General features: G+C 65.5%; 20 protein-coding genes. 8 read left to right on the top strand and 12 right to left on the bottom strand.

The window, feature by feature from the left end; genetic code table 11:
* Positions 1-70: 70 nt before the first annotated feature.
* The 3 genes from C8C99_RS14190 to purB form a co-directional block, all read right to left on the bottom strand.
* Positions 71-631 (bottom strand): YaeQ family protein, encoded by a 561-nt coding sequence (locus C8C99_RS14190; RefSeq protein WP_056643963.1) that lies wholly within the window; start codon positions 629-631, stop codon positions 71-73.
* A 74-nt stretch (positions 632-705) separates the two neighbouring features.
* Complete coding sequence (locus C8C99_RS14185) at positions 706-1,734, bottom strand: acyltransferase (RefSeq protein WP_056644157.1); 1,029 nt, start codon at positions 1,732-1,734, stop codon at positions 706-708.
* A 49-nt stretch (positions 1,735-1,783) separates the two neighbouring features.
* Entirely contained in the window at positions 1,784-3,163 is a 1,380-nt protein-coding gene (gene purB / locus C8C99_RS14180) for an adenylosuccinate lyase (protein WP_108626073.1), read from the bottom strand.
* Between the two features lie 131 nt (positions 3,164-3,294).
* On the opposite strand from purB, the gene C8C99_RS14175 reads away from it, so the two are divergent.
* The 8 genes from C8C99_RS14175 (at position 3,295) to C8C99_RS14140 (ending at position 10,738) form a co-directional block, all read left to right on the top strand.
* Positions 3,295-3,909 carry a glutathione S-transferase N-terminal domain-containing protein gene (locus C8C99_RS14175; RefSeq protein WP_056643959.1) on the top strand — a complete coding sequence of 205 codons (615 nt, stop codon included), beginning with the start codon at positions 3,295-3,297 and terminating at the stop codon, positions 3,907-3,909.
* A gap of 104 nt (positions 3,910-4,013) precedes the next feature.
* Positions 4,014-4,730 (top strand): TetR/AcrR family transcriptional regulator, encoded by a 717-nt coding sequence (locus C8C99_RS14170; RefSeq protein ID WP_056643957.1) that lies wholly within the window; start codon positions 4,014-4,016, stop codon positions 4,728-4,730.
* 207 nt (positions 4,731-4,937) lie between these two features.
* Positions 4,938-5,522 (top strand): TRAP transporter small permease, encoded by a 585-nt coding sequence (locus C8C99_RS14165; protein ID WP_108626072.1) that lies wholly within the window; start codon positions 4,938-4,940, stop codon positions 5,520-5,522.
* 27 nt (positions 5,523-5,549) lie between these two features.
* A complete protein-coding gene (locus tag C8C99_RS14160; protein ID WP_056643955.1) occupies positions 5,550-6,830 on the top strand; it encodes a TRAP transporter large permease in 1,281 nt (426 codons plus the stop codon).
* A 55-nt stretch (positions 6,831-6,885) separates the two neighbouring features.
* On the top strand, positions 6,886-7,890 hold the full coding sequence (locus C8C99_RS14155; RefSeq protein ID WP_108626071.1) for a TRAP transporter substrate-binding protein: 1,005 nt from the start codon (positions 6,886-6,888) through the stop codon (positions 7,888-7,890).
* Between the two features lie 129 nt (positions 7,891-8,019).
* Positions 8,020-8,880 (top strand): shikimate dehydrogenase, encoded by an 861-nt coding sequence (locus C8C99_RS14150; RefSeq protein ID WP_199226401.1) that lies wholly within the window; start codon positions 8,020-8,022, stop codon positions 8,878-8,880.
* 37 nt (positions 8,881-8,917) lie between these two features.
* A complete protein-coding gene (locus tag C8C99_RS14145) occupies positions 8,918-9,817 on the top strand; it encodes a VOC family protein (RefSeq protein WP_108626069.1) in 900 nt (299 codons plus the stop codon).
* A 15-nt stretch (positions 9,818-9,832) separates the two neighbouring features.
* Positions 9,833-10,738 (top strand): sugar phosphate isomerase/epimerase, encoded by a 906-nt coding sequence (locus tag C8C99_RS14140; RefSeq protein ID WP_108626068.1) that lies wholly within the window; start codon positions 9,833-9,835, stop codon positions 10,736-10,738.
* 12 nt (positions 10,739-10,750) lie between these two features.
* On the opposite strand, the gene C8C99_RS14135 is transcribed toward C8C99_RS14140, so the two are convergent.
* The 9 genes from C8C99_RS14135 to C8C99_RS14095 all read right to left on the bottom strand — a co-directional run bounded on the left by C8C99_RS14135 (position 10,751) and on the right by C8C99_RS14095 (position 18,647).
* Positions 10,751-11,206: a nuclear transport factor 2 family protein gene (locus tag C8C99_RS14135; RefSeq protein ID WP_056643948.1), complete on the bottom strand. Its 456-nt coding sequence runs from the start codon at positions 11,204-11,206 to the stop codon at positions 10,751-10,753.
* A 6-nt stretch (positions 11,207-11,212) separates the two neighbouring features.
* Positions 11,213-11,995, bottom strand: a complete 783-nt coding sequence (locus C8C99_RS14130) for an SDR family oxidoreductase (RefSeq protein WP_056643946.1) — start codon at positions 11,993-11,995, stop codon at positions 11,213-11,215.
* On the bottom strand, positions 11,992-12,534 hold the full coding sequence (locus C8C99_RS14125; protein ID WP_056643944.1) for a DUF3833 domain-containing protein: 543 nt from the start codon (positions 12,532-12,534) through the stop codon (positions 11,992-11,994). The genes C8C99_RS14130 and C8C99_RS14125 overlap by 4 nt, the downstream gene beginning before the upstream one ends.
* Positions 12,535-12,558: 24 nt before the next feature.
* Positions 12,559-13,857 (bottom strand): MFS transporter, encoded by a 1,299-nt coding sequence (locus tag C8C99_RS14120; RefSeq protein WP_108626067.1) that lies wholly within the window; start codon positions 13,855-13,857, stop codon positions 12,559-12,561.
* On the bottom strand, positions 13,854-14,387 hold the full coding sequence (locus C8C99_RS14115) for a chalcone isomerase family protein (RefSeq protein WP_108627169.1): 534 nt from the start codon (positions 14,385-14,387) through the stop codon (positions 13,854-13,856). The genes C8C99_RS14120 and C8C99_RS14115 overlap by 4 nt, the downstream gene beginning before the upstream one ends.
* A 61-nt stretch (positions 14,388-14,448) precedes the next feature.
* On the bottom strand, positions 14,449-15,672 hold the full coding sequence (locus C8C99_RS14110) for a cyclopropane-fatty-acyl-phospholipid synthase family protein (RefSeq protein ID WP_108627168.1): 1,224 nt from the start codon (positions 15,670-15,672) through the stop codon (positions 14,449-14,451).
* Positions 15,673-15,695: 23 nt separating this feature from the next.
* Positions 15,696-16,511 (bottom strand): DUF1365 domain-containing protein, encoded by an 816-nt coding sequence (locus C8C99_RS14105; protein WP_108626066.1) that lies wholly within the window; start codon positions 16,509-16,511, stop codon positions 15,696-15,698.
* Positions 16,508-17,818: an NAD(P)/FAD-dependent oxidoreductase gene (locus C8C99_RS14100; RefSeq protein ID WP_108626065.1), complete on the bottom strand. Its 1,311-nt coding sequence runs from the start codon at positions 17,816-17,818 to the stop codon at positions 16,508-16,510. Before C8C99_RS14100 ends, C8C99_RS14105 begins: the two co-directional genes overlap by 4 nt.
* 244 nt (positions 17,819-18,062) lie before the next feature.
* Positions 18,063-18,647 carry a glutathione peroxidase gene (locus C8C99_RS14095; protein ID WP_056643936.1) on the bottom strand — a complete coding sequence of 195 codons (585 nt, stop codon included), beginning with the start codon at positions 18,645-18,647 and terminating at the stop codon, positions 18,063-18,065.
* Between the last annotated feature and the right edge of the window lie 127 nt (positions 18,648-18,774).

Genomic DNA, 18,774 nt, shown 5'->3' with positions numbered 1-18,774 from the left:
TTTGCTATCTATTTAATAGCTAATGAGGCATATTGCACTAGCGCTACCAAGCATTTTGCCGAGAAATGCGTCACTTCCAGCGCACAGGCTCCACATGCACGCTGCCCTGCGTGCTGCTCAGGGTGATGGCCCCTTCCTGCACAGTTGCCTGTAGCTGCATGCTGCGCTCGGCCAGTTGCGCCAGCGCCTGCGAGGCTTCTGTCGGGATGCGCCAGACCTGCAGCTTGTCCAGCCGCGAGAGCTTGGTTTCTATGCCCTTCCACCAGATCTCGGCCGCGTGGTTGAAGCAGTACACGATCACCGAATCAGCCTTGCTGCAGGCCTTGGTCAGCGGCTTATCTTCCGGCTGTCCTACTTCGATCCACACCCGTTTGCGCCCGGTGAAGTCGGTCAGCGACGCGTCCGGGTCATCGGGGTCAGACAGGCCAGCGCCGAACGCCAGCGTGGCGTCGCCATTGCACAGGTCGTTGAGCTGGTGCGCCTGAATGGCCAGCGCCGCCAGCCGCACCATCATCCGCTCGTCCGTCTCGCTGGGGTGACGGGCCAGGGTAAGGGAGTGGTCGGCGTAGTAGCCGTGGTCGATGTCTGCGATCTGAAGGTTCGCTTTGAAGATGGTGGATTTGATGGCCATAAGAGGGGGATATGTTTGCGCAAAGCAATAAGCCCGCATCACGGGTCTCGGTTCGCAGCTGTTCCGCGAAGGGGCTAGGACACAGTGGGCATGCGTGGCTTCCACCGGAGGGCCGGTTTTTCGACCCAGTGCCACGATACAACGGCCAGTGCGAGCGCCCCTAGAACACTCAGCGCGAAAGCGGCAGGGAAGCTGAGCTGATTGGCGAAGCTCCAGATAACTAGCTGTTGCACGGGGAAACCGTAAATATAGAGCCCGTAGGAAAAATCGCCAAAGCGCCCAGCGCTCGCGAAGCCGGGCGTACGGCAGCTGCCCCAGATGACAGCGAGCCCGCCCAACGCCCACAACGGCGCCTGTCCGCTCAGAATCGGCGGCCCCCACTGCAGCAGCATGCCGCAAGCCGCTAGGAAAATCAAAGCCGTGGCCCAGGGGCTGGGTCTCCAAAAGCGTTGCCATTGCGCAAACGTCGCGCCCAGTGAAAAAATGATGGCGTATTGCAGCGCAAATGACCACTGGGGAAACTCTGGCCCACGGTAACGCCACTGCAGCCAGGTTGTAAGCAACAAGAAACCGCCCACAGATGCCCACCGCCAGCGCAGCACGCCCACGGCTCCCAGAACGGCGAGTCCCACATAGCAGCCCACCTCCAGAGGAATGGTCCACAGCGGCCCGTTGACAGAGGAGGGATGAGGATTGCTTGTAAAAACACCCGGTAAGCTGGTGTAGGTGTTGAGAACTAGATTACCCAGGTGCTGGCGTGTTTCCGGGTGGCGGAAATAGGCGGCCAGCGGCAACTCTGTGAGCAATGGGCCTAGCACTAGCACTGCGAGGAGTACTGCCACCGCCAGGCCAGGCCAGATTCGCAGAGCACGGCGCAGTGCGAAGCGCCGTACATCGGGATCACTCATCCACGACTGGCTGACCAAATATCCGCTGATCGCGAAGAACATCACCACGCCCACGGCGCCAGGCTCGTTGCCGAAAAATAGTGGAGTGGTTAGTCCCATGAGCGCAAACTGGTGGCTCCAAATGACCAGCAGCGCAGCCATCATTCGCAGAGCGTCGAAGTTGTTGATGCGATGCTGCGCCCGATAGGACCGCATTTGCTCCAGGGACTGCGAAGCGTTCGAGCCTACGGGCTGCACAACGCGGTCAAACCCGGCGTGCCAGCTCGGCTGCCTTGCCCACATAGCTCCCGGGCGTCATGGCCAGCAGGCGGTCTTTTTCAGCCTGGGGGATTTCCAGCGACTGGATCAGCCCGTGCAGCGCCTCGGCCGTCACGGTCTTGCCGCGCGTCACTTCCTTGAGCTTTTCGTAGGCGCCCTGAACGCCAAAACGGCGCATCACGGTCTGGATGGGCTCGGCCAGCACTTCCCACGAGGCGTCCAGGTCTTCGGCCAGGGCTTCTTCGTTGATTTCGAGCTTGTTCAGGCCCGTCAGCAGCGATGCGTAGGCCAGCGTGGCGTAGCCCAGGGCCACGCCCATGTTGCGCAGCACGGTGCTGTCGGTCAGGTCGCGCTGCCAGCGGCTGATGGGTAGCTTTTCGGACAGGTGTTTGAGCAGTGCGTTGGCCAGTCCCAAGTTGCCTTCGGCGTTCTCGAAGTCGATGGGGTTGACCTTGTGCGGCATGGTGGACGAGCCAATTTCGCCCGCCTTGAGGCGTTGCTTGAAGTAGCCCAGGCTCACATAACCCCAGATGTCGCGCGAGAGGTCGATCAGGATGGTGTTGGCACGGGCCACGGCGTCGAACAGCTCGGCCATGTAGTCGTGCGGCTCAATCTGGATCGAGTAGGGCTGGAAGGTCAGGCCCAGGCCCAGCGGCTCGGGTGTTTCGATGACCTTCTTGCTGAAGGCTTCCCAGTCAAAGTCGGGCCAGGCGGACAGGTGGGCGTTGTAGTTGCCCACGGCGCCGTTCATCTTGCCCATGATCTTGACGGCGGCGATCTTCTCGCAGGCCGTTTGCAGGCGCATTAGGACGTTGGCCATTTCCTTGCCCACGGTGGTGGGGCTGGCGGTCTGGCCGTGCGTGCGGCTGAGCATGGGCACGTCGGCAAAGGCGTGGGCCATTTCGCGCAGCTTGAGCATGATGCGGTCCAGGCCCGGCAGGATGACCTGGTCGCGGCCCGAGCGCAGTTGCAGTGCGTGGCTGGTGTTGTTGATGTCTTCGCTGGTGCAGGCAAAGTGCACGAATTCGGAGGCCTTTTCCAGCTCAGGACGGGCTTCGAACTTGCTCTTAATCCAGTATTCCACGGCCTTCACGTCGTGGTTGGTGGTCTTCTCGATCTCCTTGATGGCGGCAGCGTCGGCCTCGGAAAAGTTTTTGACCAGGCCCAGCAAGTAAGCACGTGCTCCGGTGGTGAGGGGCTTGAATTCCGCAAAACCCGCATCCGACAGCGCAATGAACCAGGCCACTTCCACCTGCACGCGGCGGTGCATGTAGCCGTGTTCGCTCATGATCGGGCGCAGGGCGGCAAGTTTGGGGGCGTAACGGCCGTCAAGCGGCGACAGGGCGGTGATGGTGGACAGGCTCATGGCGCGCCATTGTAGGCGGGGTGGGTTGGCGGGGTTTGTGGGGGCGGCGCATCAGTCAGCCTCACGCCGGGTCGCTGTCGATAGAATCAAACCCGAATTGTTCAGCATCCCCGCGCACTGGAAGACACACCATGAAATTGATCGGAGCCACCACCAGCCCCTACGTGCGCAAGGTACGTATCGTGATGGCTGAGAAAAAGCTCGACTACCAGTTCGTGCAAGAAAACGTCTGGGCAGACGACACCCACATCTCCGCATCCAACCCCTTGGGCAAGGTGCCCTGCCTGGTGATGGAAGGCGGCGAGGCCGTGTTTGATTCGCGCGTCATCGTGGAATACCTCGACACCCTGTCGCCCGTGGGCAAGCTCATCCCCACCCAGGGCCGCGAGCGCGCGGAAGTCAAGACTTGGGAGGCCTTGGCCGACGGCGTGATGGACGCCGGCATCCTGGCCCGCCTGGAAGCCACCTGGGTTCACCGCAAGGACAGCGAACGCAGCCAGGCCTGGATCGACCGCCAGTTGCTCAAGGTGAACGATGGCCTCAAGTCCATGAGCCAGGGCCTGGGCGACAAGCCCTATTGCAGCGGTATCCACCTGAGCCTGTCCGACATTGCGGTGGGCTGTGCGTTGGGCTGGCTGGAGTTCCGCTTTCCCGAGATCGCCTGGCGCAACGAATACCCCAACCTGGGCAAGCTGCTCGACAAGCTGATGCAGCGCCCCAGCTTCGCGGACACCAAGCCTGCCTGACCTGTCCTGCGGCCGCTGAAAGGCTCCGGCCAGCCCGTCCTGCCGCAGAGTGCGGTAGGTCTTTGTGCCGTTCGACCCTCCGCTTGCCGTATGCTCCCGGACGTATGAACGAAATGGTTCAAAACCCACCCCCAGTCTCTGGTGCGAGGGCGACCCGCCAGCGCGCTGCGCGTGAGGCCGCTGCCACGCCGGGCGCCGACCGGGTGCGCGTGAACGACCCAGACCGCACCATGGCCAACATCCTGCAGGTGGCCACGGCGGAGTTTGCCGACAAGGGCCTGGCCGGGGCCCGCATCGACGAGATCGCGGCGCTGACCAGCACCAGCAAGCGCATGATCTACTACTACTTCGGTAGCAAGGAAGGTCTGTACGTGGCGGTGCTGGAGGATGCCTACCGGCGCATCCGGCGCATCGAGTCCGAGCTGCACCTCGAAGACCTCGCTCCCGAGCAGGCCCTGCGTACCCTGGTCGGTTTCACGGTGGACTACCAGCTCGCCAACCCCGACTTCATCCGCCTAGTGATGAACGAGAACATGCACCGGGGCGAGTACATCACCCAATCCGCCACGATCCAGGAACTGAACATCCCGGTCATCCACGCCGTGCGCGATGTGTACCAGCGCGGCGTGGCGGCGGGGGTTTTTCGCCCGGATGTGGACCCGGTCGATCTGCACATGTCGATCTCGGCGCTGTGCTTTTTCAACGTGGCCAACCGCCACACCTTTGGCGCGATCTTCAAGCGCTCGCTGGACACGCCTGCCGCCACGGCGCAACGCCGTGAATCGATCATTGAAATGATCGTGCGCTTTCTGCGGCCCTGACTCGAATCCCTGCGGCGCATTGCGCGCCTCGACCGTGCGGTGCTCCCGGGCGCGGAGGACGCTCTGCGTCTGGCGCCGTGCGTCCCCGCATTGCGGCCATTCCCGCACGGCCCGACCGCCGCCCACGAGCAGGGTTTGCACCTAGATCAAATACTAACCAGTTCGTACAAAATTTAAAAACAGCAACCGATAACGACTGGAGACACCATGCTTGCACTGGCCGACCGCTGGCTCGGGCGATACACCCGCGCACTCGACATGCTTTCCGGCCTGTGTCTGGCCATCATGGTGGTGCTGGTGTTTGGCAACGTGGTGTTGCGCTACACCGTGAACTCGGGCATCACGGTGTCCGAAGAGCTGTCGCGATGGCTGTTTGTGTGGCTGACCTTCATGGGGGCCGTGGTGGCCTTGCGGGAGCACGGACACCTGGGCACCGACGTGCTGGTGTCCCGCCTGCCTGCGCCGGGCAAAAAAGTCTGCCTGGTGCTCGCACAGGTCGCCATGCTGTATGTCTCCTGGCTGCTGCTCAAGGGCAGCTGGGCGCAGATGGTGATCAATGCCGACACTGAGGCCCCGGTCACCGGGGCATCGGTGGGCATCTTCTACGCCAGCGGTGTGCTCATGGGTGGGTCCGCCATTGCCATCTTGCTGCGTGACCTGCTGCGCACGCTCTTTGTGCCGCTGAGCGACAACGAACTGGTCATGGTGCAGGAAAGCGAGGAACTCGCAGCCCTGCAACACCGCACGGAAGACGCCAGTGCCCCCCCTCCGTCCGCAGGCCCGCGCCGCTGATCCCCCTTTTGCACTGGAACGCGCACCATGACCGTCACCATCTTCCTGGGCTCCCTGCTGCTTGCCATGGCGATCGGCGTCCCCATCGCTTACGCGCTGCTGATCTGCGGCGTGGCGCTGATGTGGCATCTGGACCTGTTCGACGCGCAGATCCTGGCGCAGAACGTCATCAACGGCGCGGACAGCTTCCCGCTGCTGGCCGTGCCCTTCTTCATGTTGGCGGGCGAGATCATGAATGTGGGGGGGTTGTCCAAGCGCATCGTGAAGCTGGCGCTCACCGTGGTGGGCCATGTTCCCGGTGGCCTGGGCTATGTGGCCATCATGGCGGCCGTGATCTTGGCGGCTGTGTCCGGCTCGGCCGTGGCGGATGCGGCGGCCTTGGCGTCGCTGCTGCTTCCGATGATGGTGGCGGCTGGGCACAACAAGGAGCGTTCGGCAGGCCTGATTGCCTCTGCCGGGATCATCGCGCCAGTCATCCCGCCGTCCATCGGTTTTGTAATCTTCGGCGTGGCCGCCAACGTGTCCATCAGCAAGCTGTTCCTGGCGGGCATTGTTCCGGGCGTGCTGCTGGGGCTCTCGCTGGCCGTGACGTGGTGGTGGCTGGTGCGGCGCGAGAACGTGGCGCCGCCCAAGCGCGCAACACGCGCCGAGCTGCTGCTGGCGCTGCGCGAGGCCGTGTGGGCCCTGGGTCTGCCCATCATCATCCTGGTGGGGCTGCGCATGGGGGTGTTTACCCCCACCGAGGCCGCTGTGGTGGCTGCCGTCTACTCGTTGTTTGTCGCGATGGTCGTGTACCGCGAGCTGACCCTGCGCCAGCTGGTGGATATCTTCCAGACCTCCGCACGCACCAGTGCCGTGGTCATGTTCCTGGTCGCTGCGGCCATGGTGTCGGCCTGGCTCATCACCGTGGCCGATCTTCCGTCCGCTGTCATCGGCATGCTGGAGCCCTTCATGGGCAACCAGACGCTCTTGCTGATTGCGATCATGGTGCTGGTCATGGTGGTGGGCACCGCCATGGACATGACGCCCACCATCCTCATCCTCACGCCCGTGCTGATGCCGGTGGTCAAGGCGGCGGGCATCGACCCGGTGTATTTCGGCGTGCTGTTCATCATCAACAACGCCATTGGCCTCATCACGCCGCCCGTGGGCACCGTGCTCAACGTGGTGGCCGGGGTCGGCCGCATTTCCATGTCGCAGGTCACCCGGGGCGTCATGCCGTTCATGGTGGCGCAGTTCATCGTCATGTTCCTGCTGGTGCTGTTCCCGTCCATCGTGACTGTGCCCTTGCGCCTGCTGGGGGGCTGACACGCCCTCCCGCACCTACCGTTTTTGCCCGCCCAAAACCCAAGGAGACCATCCCATGAAGCTGCTCAAAACCCTGCTCGCCACGGCCCTCGTCGCCGCATCGCTGCTGCCCGCCGCGCAGGCACAGGAACGCACCATCAAGTTCGCCTTCCAGAACCAGAAGGACCACCCCCAGGCCCAGGGCGCGCAAAAGTTTGCCGACCTGGTGGCGGCCAAGACCAACGGCCGCATTGCCGTGAAGCTCTTCCCTGGAGGCACCCTGGGCGGCGACCTGCAGACCGTGTCGGCGCTGCAAGGTGGCACGGTGGAGATGACCGTGCTCAACGCCGGCATCCTGTCTGCCCAGGCCAAGGAATTCGGCATCTACGACTTCCCGTTCCTGTTCGCCACGCCGCAAGAAGCCGACGCCGTGACGGATGGCCCCTTCGGCAAGAAGCTGCTCGACAAGCTGCAGGCCAAGAACCTGGTGGGCCTCGGTTATTGGGAGCTGGGCTTTCGCAATCTCACCAACAGCAAGCGTCCCATCACCAAGGCCGAGGACATTGCGGGCCTCAAGATCCGCGTGATCCAGTCGCCCATCTACATCGACATGTTCAACGCGCTGGGTGCCAACGCCGTGCCCATGCCGTTCCCCGAGCTGTACACCGCCATGGAGCAAAAGGCCGTGGACGGCCAGGAGAACCCGTTTTCCACCATCCTGTCGTCCAAGTTCTCCGAGGTGCAAAAGTACCTCACCGTCACGCGCCACATGTACAACCCCCAGGCCGTGCTCGTGAGCAAGAAGTTCTGGGACAGCCTCAACCCTGCCGACCAGAAGGCAGTGACCGACGCCATGGCTGAGGCCACCACCTTCCAGCGCGGTGTGTCGCGCGTGCAGGCCAACGTGGCGCTGGAAGACCTCAAGAAGGCCGGCATGCAGGTGTCCGAGTTCTCGCCCGCCGAGCTGGACAAGCTGCGCGCCAAGGTCAAGCCCGTGGTCGAAAAGCACAGCGAAAAAGTGGGTGCCGAGACGGTGAAAGAGGTTTACGCCACGCTGGCCAAGCTGCGCGGCGGCAAGTAAGCCCCACGCTGACCACCCCGCACGGCCGCCAGTGGCCCCGCCACGCCCGGCCGTGCATTCACCCCGTATCCCGCCTGCCCCATGAGCACCCAGCTGCTTGAACCCCCGGTCACTACACCCACGTCCACCATGCCATCCACAAGCCCTCGCAAGGTGCTGATCGGGCTGATCGGTGCCGGCATCCAGAAGTCGCTGTCGCCTGCGCTGCACGAAGAAGAAGCACGCCACCACGGCATGCGCCTGCACTACCAGCTCATCGACCTGGACCGCTCGGCCTCCTCGGTGGAGCATCTGCCCACGTTGTTGTCAGCGGCGCGCATCATGGGTTACGCCGGCTGCAACGTGACCTACCCCTGCAAGCAGGCAGTGATCCCGCACCTCGACAGCCTGTCCGAAGAAGCGCGAGCCATGGGCGCCGTGAATACCGTGGTTATCCGTGACGGACAACTGGTGGGGCACAACACCGATGGATCGGGCTGGGCCTGGGGCTTTACCCGCGCGCTGCCCGGCGCCGACCTGCGCCGCGTGGTGCTGCTGGGCGCAGGCGGTGCGGGCGCTGCGATTGCCCATGCCGTGCTGCGCCTGGGCGCCGAGCACCTGAGCATCGTCGATGCACAGCCCGAGCGCGCAGCGCAACTGGCGGCCGACGTGAACGCACTCTACGGCGCCCGGGCCGAAGCGGCTGACATCCAAACGGCCATGGCACAAGCCACCGGCCTGATCCACGCCACGCCCACGGGCATGGACAAACTGCCCGGCCTGCCGCTGGACGTGGCGCTGCTGCGGCCCGCCATGTGGGTGTCCGAGGTGGTGTATTTCCCGCTCGACACCGCGCTGGTGCAGGCCGCGCGCGCGCTGGGCTGCCGGGTGTCGGACGGCGGCGGCATGGCCGTGGGTCAGGCCGTGGGCGCGTTTGAGCTGTTCACTGGCGAGGCGCCCGATGCCGCGCGCATGGACGCGCATTTCCGCCGCCTGGTCAGTACCCGCTGATGCCATCGCCCGCAGCAAACCACAAGGAGCCAACCCCATGAGCACCCCGATGATGGCCGCCCGCGAAGCGCTGGGCGAACTGCCCAACCCCCTCGGCCTGCAGGGCGTGGAGTTCATCGAATACGCCACCAGCCGCCCACAGGCGCTGGGCCAGGCGCTGGAGCGCATGGGCTTTCAGCCCGTGGCGCGCCACCGCTCGCGCGAGGTGCTGCTGTACCGCCAGGGCGACATGAACATCATCGTCAACGCCCACCAGGATGCCGAGCGCACCGGGCTGCACGCGCCAGCCGCGCTCAGCGAGACGCCCGTGCTCACCGCAGTCGCCTTCCGCGTGAACAACACGGCCGCCGCCTACCGCCGCGTGCTGGAGCTGGGCGCCTGGGCCGTGCACACCGAGGTCGAGGTGATGGAGCTGAACATCCCCGCCATCCACGGCGTGGGCGCCAGCCGCATCTACTTTGTGGACCGCTGGAAAGAGTTCTCCATCTACGATGTGGACTTTGTGACCATCCCCACCGTCAACCCCCGCCCGCCCGCACTGCAAGACCTGCACCTGTTCGGCGTGGTGCAGTACATCGGCCTGGGGCGCGCGGCGGACTGGATCCACTTCTACAGCGAGCTGTTCGGCTTCGCCGAGCTGGCGCCCAACCAGTCGTTTGGCGTGCTCACCCACGGCCGTATTCTGTCCAGCCCGTGCGGCACATTGCACTGGCAACTGATTGAGCCGCAGGTCGATGCGCTGGATGCCGACCCCGAGGAGCTGCTGCAGCGCGTGGCCTTTGGCACGCCCGACGTGCTGGCCACCGTTCAGGCGCTGCGTGCGCGGGGAGTGGAGTTTGTGGAGTCGCCCACGGGCGTGCACACCGGCACGCGCGGCGCCCTCACGCGCGCCGATGCCGCATCGCCCAGCTTCGAGCTGGTGCTCGACGCGCGCTGAGCCTGGAGACCGCCCATGCGCCGATCCACCATGCAACGCAACGTCGCCGATTTCGGCATGGACACCATCAGCCTGGCCGGGCCGCTGGAGGCCAAGCTCGCTGCGGTCAAGGCCGCAGGCTTTGGCCAGATCATGCTGGCCGCGCGCGACATCGTGGGCCACCCTGAGGGCATCGAGGCCGCCGTGCACGCGGTGCGCAGCAGTGGCCTGCGCGTGACGGGCTTTCAGGTGCTGCGCGATTTCGAGGGCCTGTCGGGCCACCTGCACAGCTACAAGGTGGACATTGCCAAGCAGATGATCCTGATGGCGCGCGACCTGGGCGCGCCCGTGCTGCTGGCCTGCAGCTCCACGTCATCGCACGCCACGGCCGATGCCGACGCCATTGCGCGCGACCTGCGCAAGCTGGCCCTGCTGGCGCTGCCCCACGGCATCCGTGTGGCCTTTGAAGGCCTCTCGTGGGGCCGCCACATCAACGAGGTGCACCAGGCCTGGGCCGCTGTGGAGCAGGCCGATTGCCCCAACCTGGGCCTCGCCATCGACTCGTACCACCAGTTCGCCACCAGCACGCCACTCTCGGCCCTGGAGGATGTGGACCCGGCCAAGATCTACCTCGTGCAGCTGTCGGACTTCATGTGGCAGGAGACGCGCACGGTGCAGGAGCGCATCGAGACTGCGCGGCACTTTCGCGTGTTTCCCGGCGAGGGCGTACACAGCCAGGCGCTGGCCGAGCTGGTGCGCACGTTGGACGGCATGGGCTACCAGGGCGACTACAGCTTTGAAGTCTTCAACGACGACTACCAGCAGCTGCCGCTGCCCTATGTGGCGCAGCGCGCATGGAACAGCGCGCTGTGGCTGGCCGAAGGCGTGCTGCAGCGCGCCGTGCCGCTGCCGGGGCACCCGCGCATCCGCGCCGTGGGTTGAAGGCCCGAACCGTCAGCTATTGGCGCGCTTTTTGAGCCAGCGCATCAATGCACCGACCACGGGCAGCTTTTCGTACAGCTCCTCGGCTGCGTCCCAGTAGTCGCGGTGCAAGGTCACCTGGCCCTGGGCGTCCAGCACCAGGTGTGAGGCGCCACGCACCGTCTGCGTCACGCCCTTGTGGAAGTCTTTGAACGCGAATAAAAAGTCCCAGGTCAAAAAGCACTGCTGCCCCTGCACCACGCGGCCCGTGACCACAAAACGCGGCTGCTCCAGTGCCTCGAACATGTGGGCAAAGATGCCCTGGATGGCGGGCACGCCCACCACCTCGTTGAACGGGTCCTTGAAGCGCGCCTGGGGCGCGTAGAACTGGCCGATGCTCGCCACATCGGCGGGCGATAGGTTTTCAAAAAACGCAATGACGCGCGTGACGGCTTCTTCGGTGGCGGGTGCGGTGTAAGGGGGCTGCATGGAAACTCAGAGTCCCGTGAACTTGCGGACGGCTGGAAAGTACCACCGGTAGGGCAGCAGCCGCAGCAGCTTCATCACGCGCGTAAAGCGCTTGGGGAAGTGGATGTCGAACTGCCCCTGCGCCCAGCCCTGCAGGATGGCGTCGGCTGCCGCTTCGGGCGAGATGAGCGCAGGCATGGTGAAGTCGTTGCCCGCCGTGAGCGGCGTGGCCACAAAGCCGGGGTTGATCACGCTCACACCGAGGCCCAGGTCGTGCAGGTCCAGGTACAGCGCCTCGGCCAGGTTGATGAGCGCGGCCTTGGTGGGCCCGTAGGCCAGGCTCTTGGGCAGGCCCCGGAACCCCGCCACGCTGCTGATCAGGCTCACATGCCCAGGGTGCCCCGTCTGGGCCGCAGTGAGCATGGCGGGCAGCACAGCGGCCAGCACATGCAGTGCGCCGTTGTAGTTGATCTGCTCGTGGCGCAGCATCACGGTCAGGTCGAAGTCGGTCGCGCGCATGTCGCGGTAGTAGCCCGCGCAGTAGCACACCAGGTCGGGCGCACCGTCCGCCAGCACCTGCGCGGCGGCGGCTTGTACCTGCGCCGGTTCGGCCGTGTCAAAGGCCAGCGCCGTGCTGCCAGGGTGCTGCACCACAAAGGCGTTCAGCGCATCGCTGCTCCGGGCCGAGACAATGACATGCGCGCCGCGCGCATGCAGTGCTGCCGCCGTGGCCCGACCAATGCCGCTGCTGGCCCCGATGAGCCAGGCCCGGCGGCCCTTCCAGTCGCGCAAGGGAGGGTTGAGTTTCATGGTGCGCGCTTGGTGAAGGACAGGGTGATCTCTCCGAGCCGCACGCCGAACTTGCTCATGGTGGCGCGGTTGAGCATCACGCGGTCATCGATGAGGTACATCCAGTCGTCCAGGTCCACGTTGTAGACCTTGCCGTCCACGGGCAGGGCCAGCGTGTAGTTCCAGCGGAAGGCGTTGCCGCGCGTCTGGCCGTTGGCCGTGCCCACCACATCGTCGGCCGTGCCGGTGTAGCGGCCGTCAGCATGCTTCGTTAGACGCCAGATGCGGCGCTGCGTGGTGCCGTCGGAATGGGTGAAGGCTTCGTCCAGCACACCCTCGTTGCCCTTCCAGCTGCAGTCCATCACCACGGTGAAGCGTTTGACGATCTGGCCGCTACGGTCCTGGAAGATGCCGTAGGCGTCGATCTTGCCGTTGAAATACTGGGCCAGGTCCAGCGCCGGTTTTTCGCTGGCGTAGCCATCGAGGTTCTGGCTGGCGCAGCCGGACAGCACCACGGGTGCAGCCACTGCGGCGGAGAGGAGAAGGCGTCGTTGCATCATGGGGTGTGCCTTGTGTATGGGGAGTCAGGTTCCGGCCAGCGCTGCACCGCGTGGGTGCCGCAATAAAAGTGCGTACAGCGCTGCAGCCGCCGCCAGCTTGAGCGCGCAGGGCAGCACGGCGTAGGCCAGCCCCAGGGTGTGCAGGCCGTCGTCGCTGCGTGTGCCTGGCGTGTAGCCCCACCAGCCCAGCAGCGGCAGCGCCAGGCCTGCGGCCAGCGCCAGGTTGAGCTTGGTGGCAAAGTTCCACCAGCCAAAGTAAGCGCCCTCGTGCTGGCCGCTGTCGCCCTCGGCGGCAATCACGCCGGCCAGCAAGGCGCTGGGCAGGGCCAGGTCGGTGCCAAGGGCCACGCCCGACAGCGCACAGACGATGAGGAATGGCACCACATCGCCCGCACCCAGGAACGCCGTCCACACGAACACGCCAATCGCCAGCAGCATGCCGGCCAGCCAGGTGCGCGCCAGGCCCCAGCGCGCCACGGCACGCAGCCACAGCGGGATGGACAGCGCCGCACAGACGAAATAAGCGGCCAGGAACATCGGCTCCTGCGCGGGCGGGGCCTGCAGGCGGTCTTGGATGAAGAAGAGCACCAGCGTGGCCGGGATGGCGCTGGCAATGCCGTTGAGCATGAACACCGCCAGCAGGCGGCGGAAGGCGGGCCGCCCCCAGGGCCGCCACAGGCTCGCACGTTGGGGCGGGCGGTAAACGCCGGCCACGGCGCCCGCGTGACTTGTGGGGCGCGGCGCGCGCGTCCACGCCCACCAGCCCAGCAGCAAGGTGAGCGCAAACACGCTGAGCATGACCGGCAGGCCCAGCAGCGCGGGCAACACCGACGCCGTCACTACGCCCACCAGCGCAGCGCCCTCGCGCCAGGCCACGATGCGGCCGCGCTGCAGCTCGTCGCCGCCCAGCCGCGCGCCCCAGGACTGGTGCGCAATGCCCAGCTGGCTGTAGGCGGTGTAGGTGATGAGCAGTGCCACCAGCGCCCAGGCGATGAGCGCATCGGCCCCTGCTACCTGCGGGAAGAACAGGCTGGTCAGCCCCAATGCCAGTACCACTGCCGACACCGAGCCCACTGCCAGCACAGCGCGCACCGAGCGGTAAAAAAGGTAGTCCGACAGGCGGCCCAGCAGCGGGTCCGACACCGCGTCGAACAGCCGCGCCGCCAGCAGCACCGACCCCAGCGTGGCCAGCGGCATGCCGAACTCGCGGGCGTAGTGGTTGGGCAGCAGCACGTAAAGAGGCAGTGCGACGAACGCCAGCGGCAGGCCCAGCAGCCCATAGGCCAGGCCTTGGCCGGCGCGAATGGGCGTGTGGGTGGTCATTGCTGCCCTTGGCCCGCCGTGCGGGTGGCGGCGATCAGCTCTTGCCGCAGTCCGGGCTCGGAGGTCTGTGGCGACAGCCAGATGCCGAAGAACAGGCGCGAGAACTCGGCGTCGGGCACCTCGCCCACCACACGCCCGCCCATCTTGAACACGGCGCCTGCGCCGGGCTGGTACAGGCCCAGCAGCCGGTCGCCGGCCTTCACATCCGGCAAGGCGGCGGCCAGTGCCTGCTGCCAGCGCGTGGCCTGCTGGGGCGTGAAGCTGCCCACGCGGCGCATCTCCTCGATGGAGCGCTTGGCGATGGCGTCCGCCGAAAAATCGCGGTGGTAGGTCAGCTCCAGCGCCAAAGGGTGGGCAGCGTAGTTGTCGGCGTCAAAGCCGGGTTGCACCCACAGCCGCGCGCGGTAGATCTCAAACCCCAGAAAGCGCAGCACGCCCTGCCCCGCCAACCGCGCGCCCGACAGCGGGGCTGCAGTGGCGGCGCTGGCTTCTGCCACCTGCGCCAGCGCAGTTTGAGGGCCAAAAGCCATCAATGCGCTAGTGAATATTGCGGTAATAGCTATGTTTTTCATAGCGACTCTCGGCCCTTGATCAGTCCTTGACCAGCGTGTACTGCACCAGGTCGATGTTGCTCATCGCAAACGCCGCTTCGCAGTACGCGAGGTAGAACTCCCAGATGTGCATGAAGCGCTGGTCAAAGCCCAGCTGCAGGATCTGCGTGCGCTGCGCCAGAAAACGCTCGCGCCAGCGCTTGAGGGTTTCGGCGTAGTCCTGGCCAAACGCGAACTCGTCCACCACGCGCAGGCCTGCGGCTTCGGCTTCGCGGCGGAACTCGCGCGGGCAGGGCAGGCAGCCGCCCGGGAAGATGTATTGCTGGATGAAGTCGGTGGAGCTGATGTAGCGGTCGAACAGGCTGTCGTCGATGACGATGCTCTGGATGCAGGCCTTGCCGCCGGGCTTGAGCAGGCGGTTCACCGACTGGAAGTACGTGGGCCAGTATTCGCGGCCCACGGCCTCGACCATCTCGATGGAGCAGATGGCGTCGTACGGGCCGTCCTGGATGTCGCGGTAGTCCTGCAGGCGCAGGTCGGCATGCGCGGCCACCCCCTGCTGCACCATGCGCTTTTGCGCGAATGCCAGCTGCTCGGTAGAGAGCGTCACCCCCGTCAGGCGGGCACCGAATTCGACGGTCGCCATCTCGGCCAGCGCGCCCCAGCCGCAGCCGATCTCCAGCACGCGGGAACCGGGCTCCACCCCCGCCATGCGCAAGGCGCGGCGCACCTTGGCGTGCTGTGCGGTGCGCATGTCACCGCCCGCATCGCCCTCGAACCAGGCGGACGAATAGTTCATCGTGTCGTCCAGCCAGAGTTCGTAGAACGCATTGCCCAGGTCGTAGTGGGCGTGGATGTTCTTCTGGCTGTTGGCGCGGGTGTTGCGGTTGAGCAGGTGCTTGATGCGGTACAGCAGCCGGCCCGCCCAGGTGCCGTAGATCACGCCTTCGACCTGCTGGCGGTTGGCGACGAAGAGCTTGAGCAGGTCGGTAAGGTGCGGCGTGGTCCAGTCGCCCGCGATGTAGCTCTCGGCAAAGCCGATGTCGCCCGACTTGAGTGCGGCGCTGCACACGTTCCAGTTCTTGAGCGTGATCGCGGCAGAGGGGCCGTTGCCGTGGCCGAAGTGCTGCAGGGTGCCGTCGGGCAACTGCACCGTGAGGTGACCGTGCTGCAGCTTGTGCAGCAGCTTGAGCGCCGTGCGGGCGGCAGCAGGGGTGCCGGCGGGCAGGGTCTGGGCAGAGCGGGGGGCGGTGGTGGAGTTCATGGCGGTCTCGTTCGTCATGGAAATCAACGGGTCACGGCGGCGGCGGGCGCCTCGGGCTTGCGGTGGAAACGAACACGCTTGAGCCAGAGCTGCAGCGCGTGCCAGTGGATGCGGGCGATGATGGCCAGCGTCATGGCGGGGTAGCCCCACAGCGCCTGCCGCAGCGTCTGGGGGGTGATGGCCTGCAGGGTGCCGCTCACGCTGGTCTGGATGAGGGGGCCGGTGTCGTCGTCGTGGTCGATGCGCACCACCGTGCGGCCTGCATCCTGTGCACCGGCCTGGGTGCGCATGAAGCGAAAGCGGTAGCCGCCGCTCACCTCGCAAAAGGGCGACACATGGAACACCTTGCGCGCCTGCTGCTCCACGCCGTACTGCGGCGCATCCAGCAGGTAGCAATGGCGCTCGCCAAAGGTGTTGTTGACCTCCACCACAATGGCGCGCAGGTGGCCGTCCGCCCGGTGGCAGTACCAGAAGCTCACGGGCTTGAAGGTGTAGCCCAGCACGCGCGGGTAGCAGTGCAGCCAGACCTCGCCGGTGGCGTCGGTGATGCCTTCGGTGCGCAGCAGTTCGTCCAGCCAGGCCAGCGCACCGCCCTGCGCGGCACTGCGGCCGTCGCCGTGGTCCACGTCATGGAAGCTGATGGCGCCACTGCGGTTCACCGCCAGCGGCGTGTGTGTGCCAGTGCGTGTGCTGGTGTGTGTGCCGCTCAGGCTGCGCATCGGCAGCATCAGGAAAAACGTGGGGTAGGCAAACGCGTGCCGCCGGGGCCGCAGCCGCGTGTGGCGCACCTGGCCGAAGCCAATGAGGGGCGCTGCGGATGGGGCCGGGGCTTGGCTCACGCGGCCTCCGCCAAAGGGGCTGGCAGGGCTGCCCGCAATTGCTCAGCCACGGCCAGCCCGGATTTGAGGCCGTCCTCGTGGAAGCCGTAGCCCGTCCAGGCGCCACAGAACCAGGTGTGCTGCTGCCCTTGCAGCTTGCCCACCTGCTGCTGCGCGCGGATGGCGGCCATGTCGAACACCGGGTGGGCGTATTCGTAACTGCCGATCACGTGCTCGGGCGCAATGTCGCGCACCGGGTTCAGCGACACCACCACGGGCTGTGCAAAAGGCACGGGCTGCAACTGGTTGATGAGGTAGTGCAGGCACACGCGGGCCGACTCGCGGCTCTTCTGCGGGGCGCGCTCGTAGTTCCACGCGGCCCAGGCGGCGCGGCGCTGGGGCAACACAGACGTATCGGTGTGCAGCACGGCGCGGTTGGCCTGGTAGCGGATGGCGCCGAGCACGGTGCGCTCCTGCGTCGTGGGCTGGGCCAGCAGCGCGAGCGACTGGTCGGAGTGTGTGGCCAGCACCACCTTGTCAAAGTGTTCGGTGCGGTCTGCAGTCACCACGCGCACACCGGCGGCATCGCGCTCGATGCGGCGCACGGGGGTGTTCAGGCGCTTGTCGGCAATGCCCGCCACGATCTTGTCCACATAGTGGCGCGCGCCGCCGGACACCGTCCACCACTGCGGGCGGTTGCTCACCTGGATCAGGCCGTGGTTGTGGCAGAACCGGATCATGGTGGCCACGGGAAACTTCAGCATCTGGTCGGTGGGGCAGCTCCAGATGCAGCCCAGCATGGGCAAGAAGTACCAGTCGCGGAAGGCATCGCCAAAGCGGTGCTCTCGCAGGAAGTCGCCCAGGGGCTGCATCAGCGCCGCCTCCGCCTGCTTTTCGGCAATGCGCGTGCACAGCTGGTTGAAGCGCAGCAGGTCGCGCAGCATGCCGAGAAAGCGCGGGTTGACCAGGTTGGAGCGCTGGGCAAACACGGTGCTCAGGTTGGTGCCGCTCCATTCCAGCGCGCGCCCCCCGCTGAGGGCTGCGGGCACCTGCACCGAGAACGACATGTCGGATTTGGCCGTCTCCACGCCCAGCTCGGCCAGCAGGCGGATGAGATGAGGGTAGGTGCGCTCGTTGAACACCAGAAACCCGGTGTCCACACCGTGGGTGACAGGGGTGCCCGACGCATCGGGCAAGGTGACATCGACGGTGTGGGTGTGCCCCCCGAAGTAGTCGCCCGCTTCAAACAGGGAGATGTCCGCGTGGCCACGCAGCTGGCGCGCAACGGAGAGCCCGGAGATGCCGGAACCGATGATGGCGATTTTCATGGCCGGCCCCCTCTGGCCGGTGCACGGAATAAAAAGGTTGCGAAGCGTCCCGAAACGAATAAGAGAGGGAGGGAGGAGAAGCGCTCCAGGAGGTCAGTCGGAACCCGAGGGACCGAAAGGCTTCGCAACACTAAAACTGTACGCTGCGCAATCGTCTTGCGCAACGGATAGAGTGGGGCCGCTCCGGCGAAGTTCCAGAGGCCGCCTGTATTTTTTTTCAAGAAATGTAAAGAAATCATTGCGCTCACCGGGGTGTGGGCTGGGCCAGCTGCTGCTCGATGGCACGCACCAGCCCTTTGTTGTCCGGCCCGGTCAGGCTGGAGTAGTTGTCCACCAGCTTGCCGTCGCGGCCCAGCAGGTATTTGTGGAAGTTCCAGCGGGGCGCCGTGCCCGACAGCTGGGCCAGCTGCTGGTACAGCGGCGAGGCCTCAGGGCCCTTCACGCTGCTTTTGGCAAACATCGGAAATTTCACCCCGAAGGTGTTTTCGCAGAAGTCGGCGATTTCCTTGTTGCTGCCTTTTTCCTGGGCAAAGTCGTTGGACGGGAAGCCCAGCACCACCAGACCCTTGTCCTTGTAGCGGGCATACAGATCCTCCAAGCCCTTGTACTGGCCGGTAAAGCCACAGAAGCTGGCCGTGTTGACCACCAGAACCACCTTGCCGCTGTACTGGCACAGCGACTGGGGCTTTTCGTCCTGCAGGCGCGGGAAGGTGTGCTGCAGCGTGGCCGGGCATCCGGCGGGCGCGTCGGCCGCCTGGGCGGCGGGCGCCAGCAACAGCCAAGCCCCCAGGGCGGCGGCTGTAGAGAGGAGTCTTGTGAGGCGGTTCATAGGACTTTGGGCAGTTAGTGCAGGCAATTTAACCATTTCATCTTTTTTTGTCCACATAAGTTTTTATTTGTACTGAGCGGTATACGTGGCCCGAGTGCCGTTGGATTCAGATTTCTGACCGAAGGGC

The sequence above is a fragment of the Acidovorax sp. 107 genome, assembly GCF_003058055.1.
Lineage (GTDB): Bacteria > Pseudomonadota > Gammaproteobacteria > Burkholderiales > Burkholderiaceae_C > Acidovorax.
Note: the sequence above shows the minus strand (reverse complement) of the source record. Positions and strands in the feature narration are given on the sequence as shown.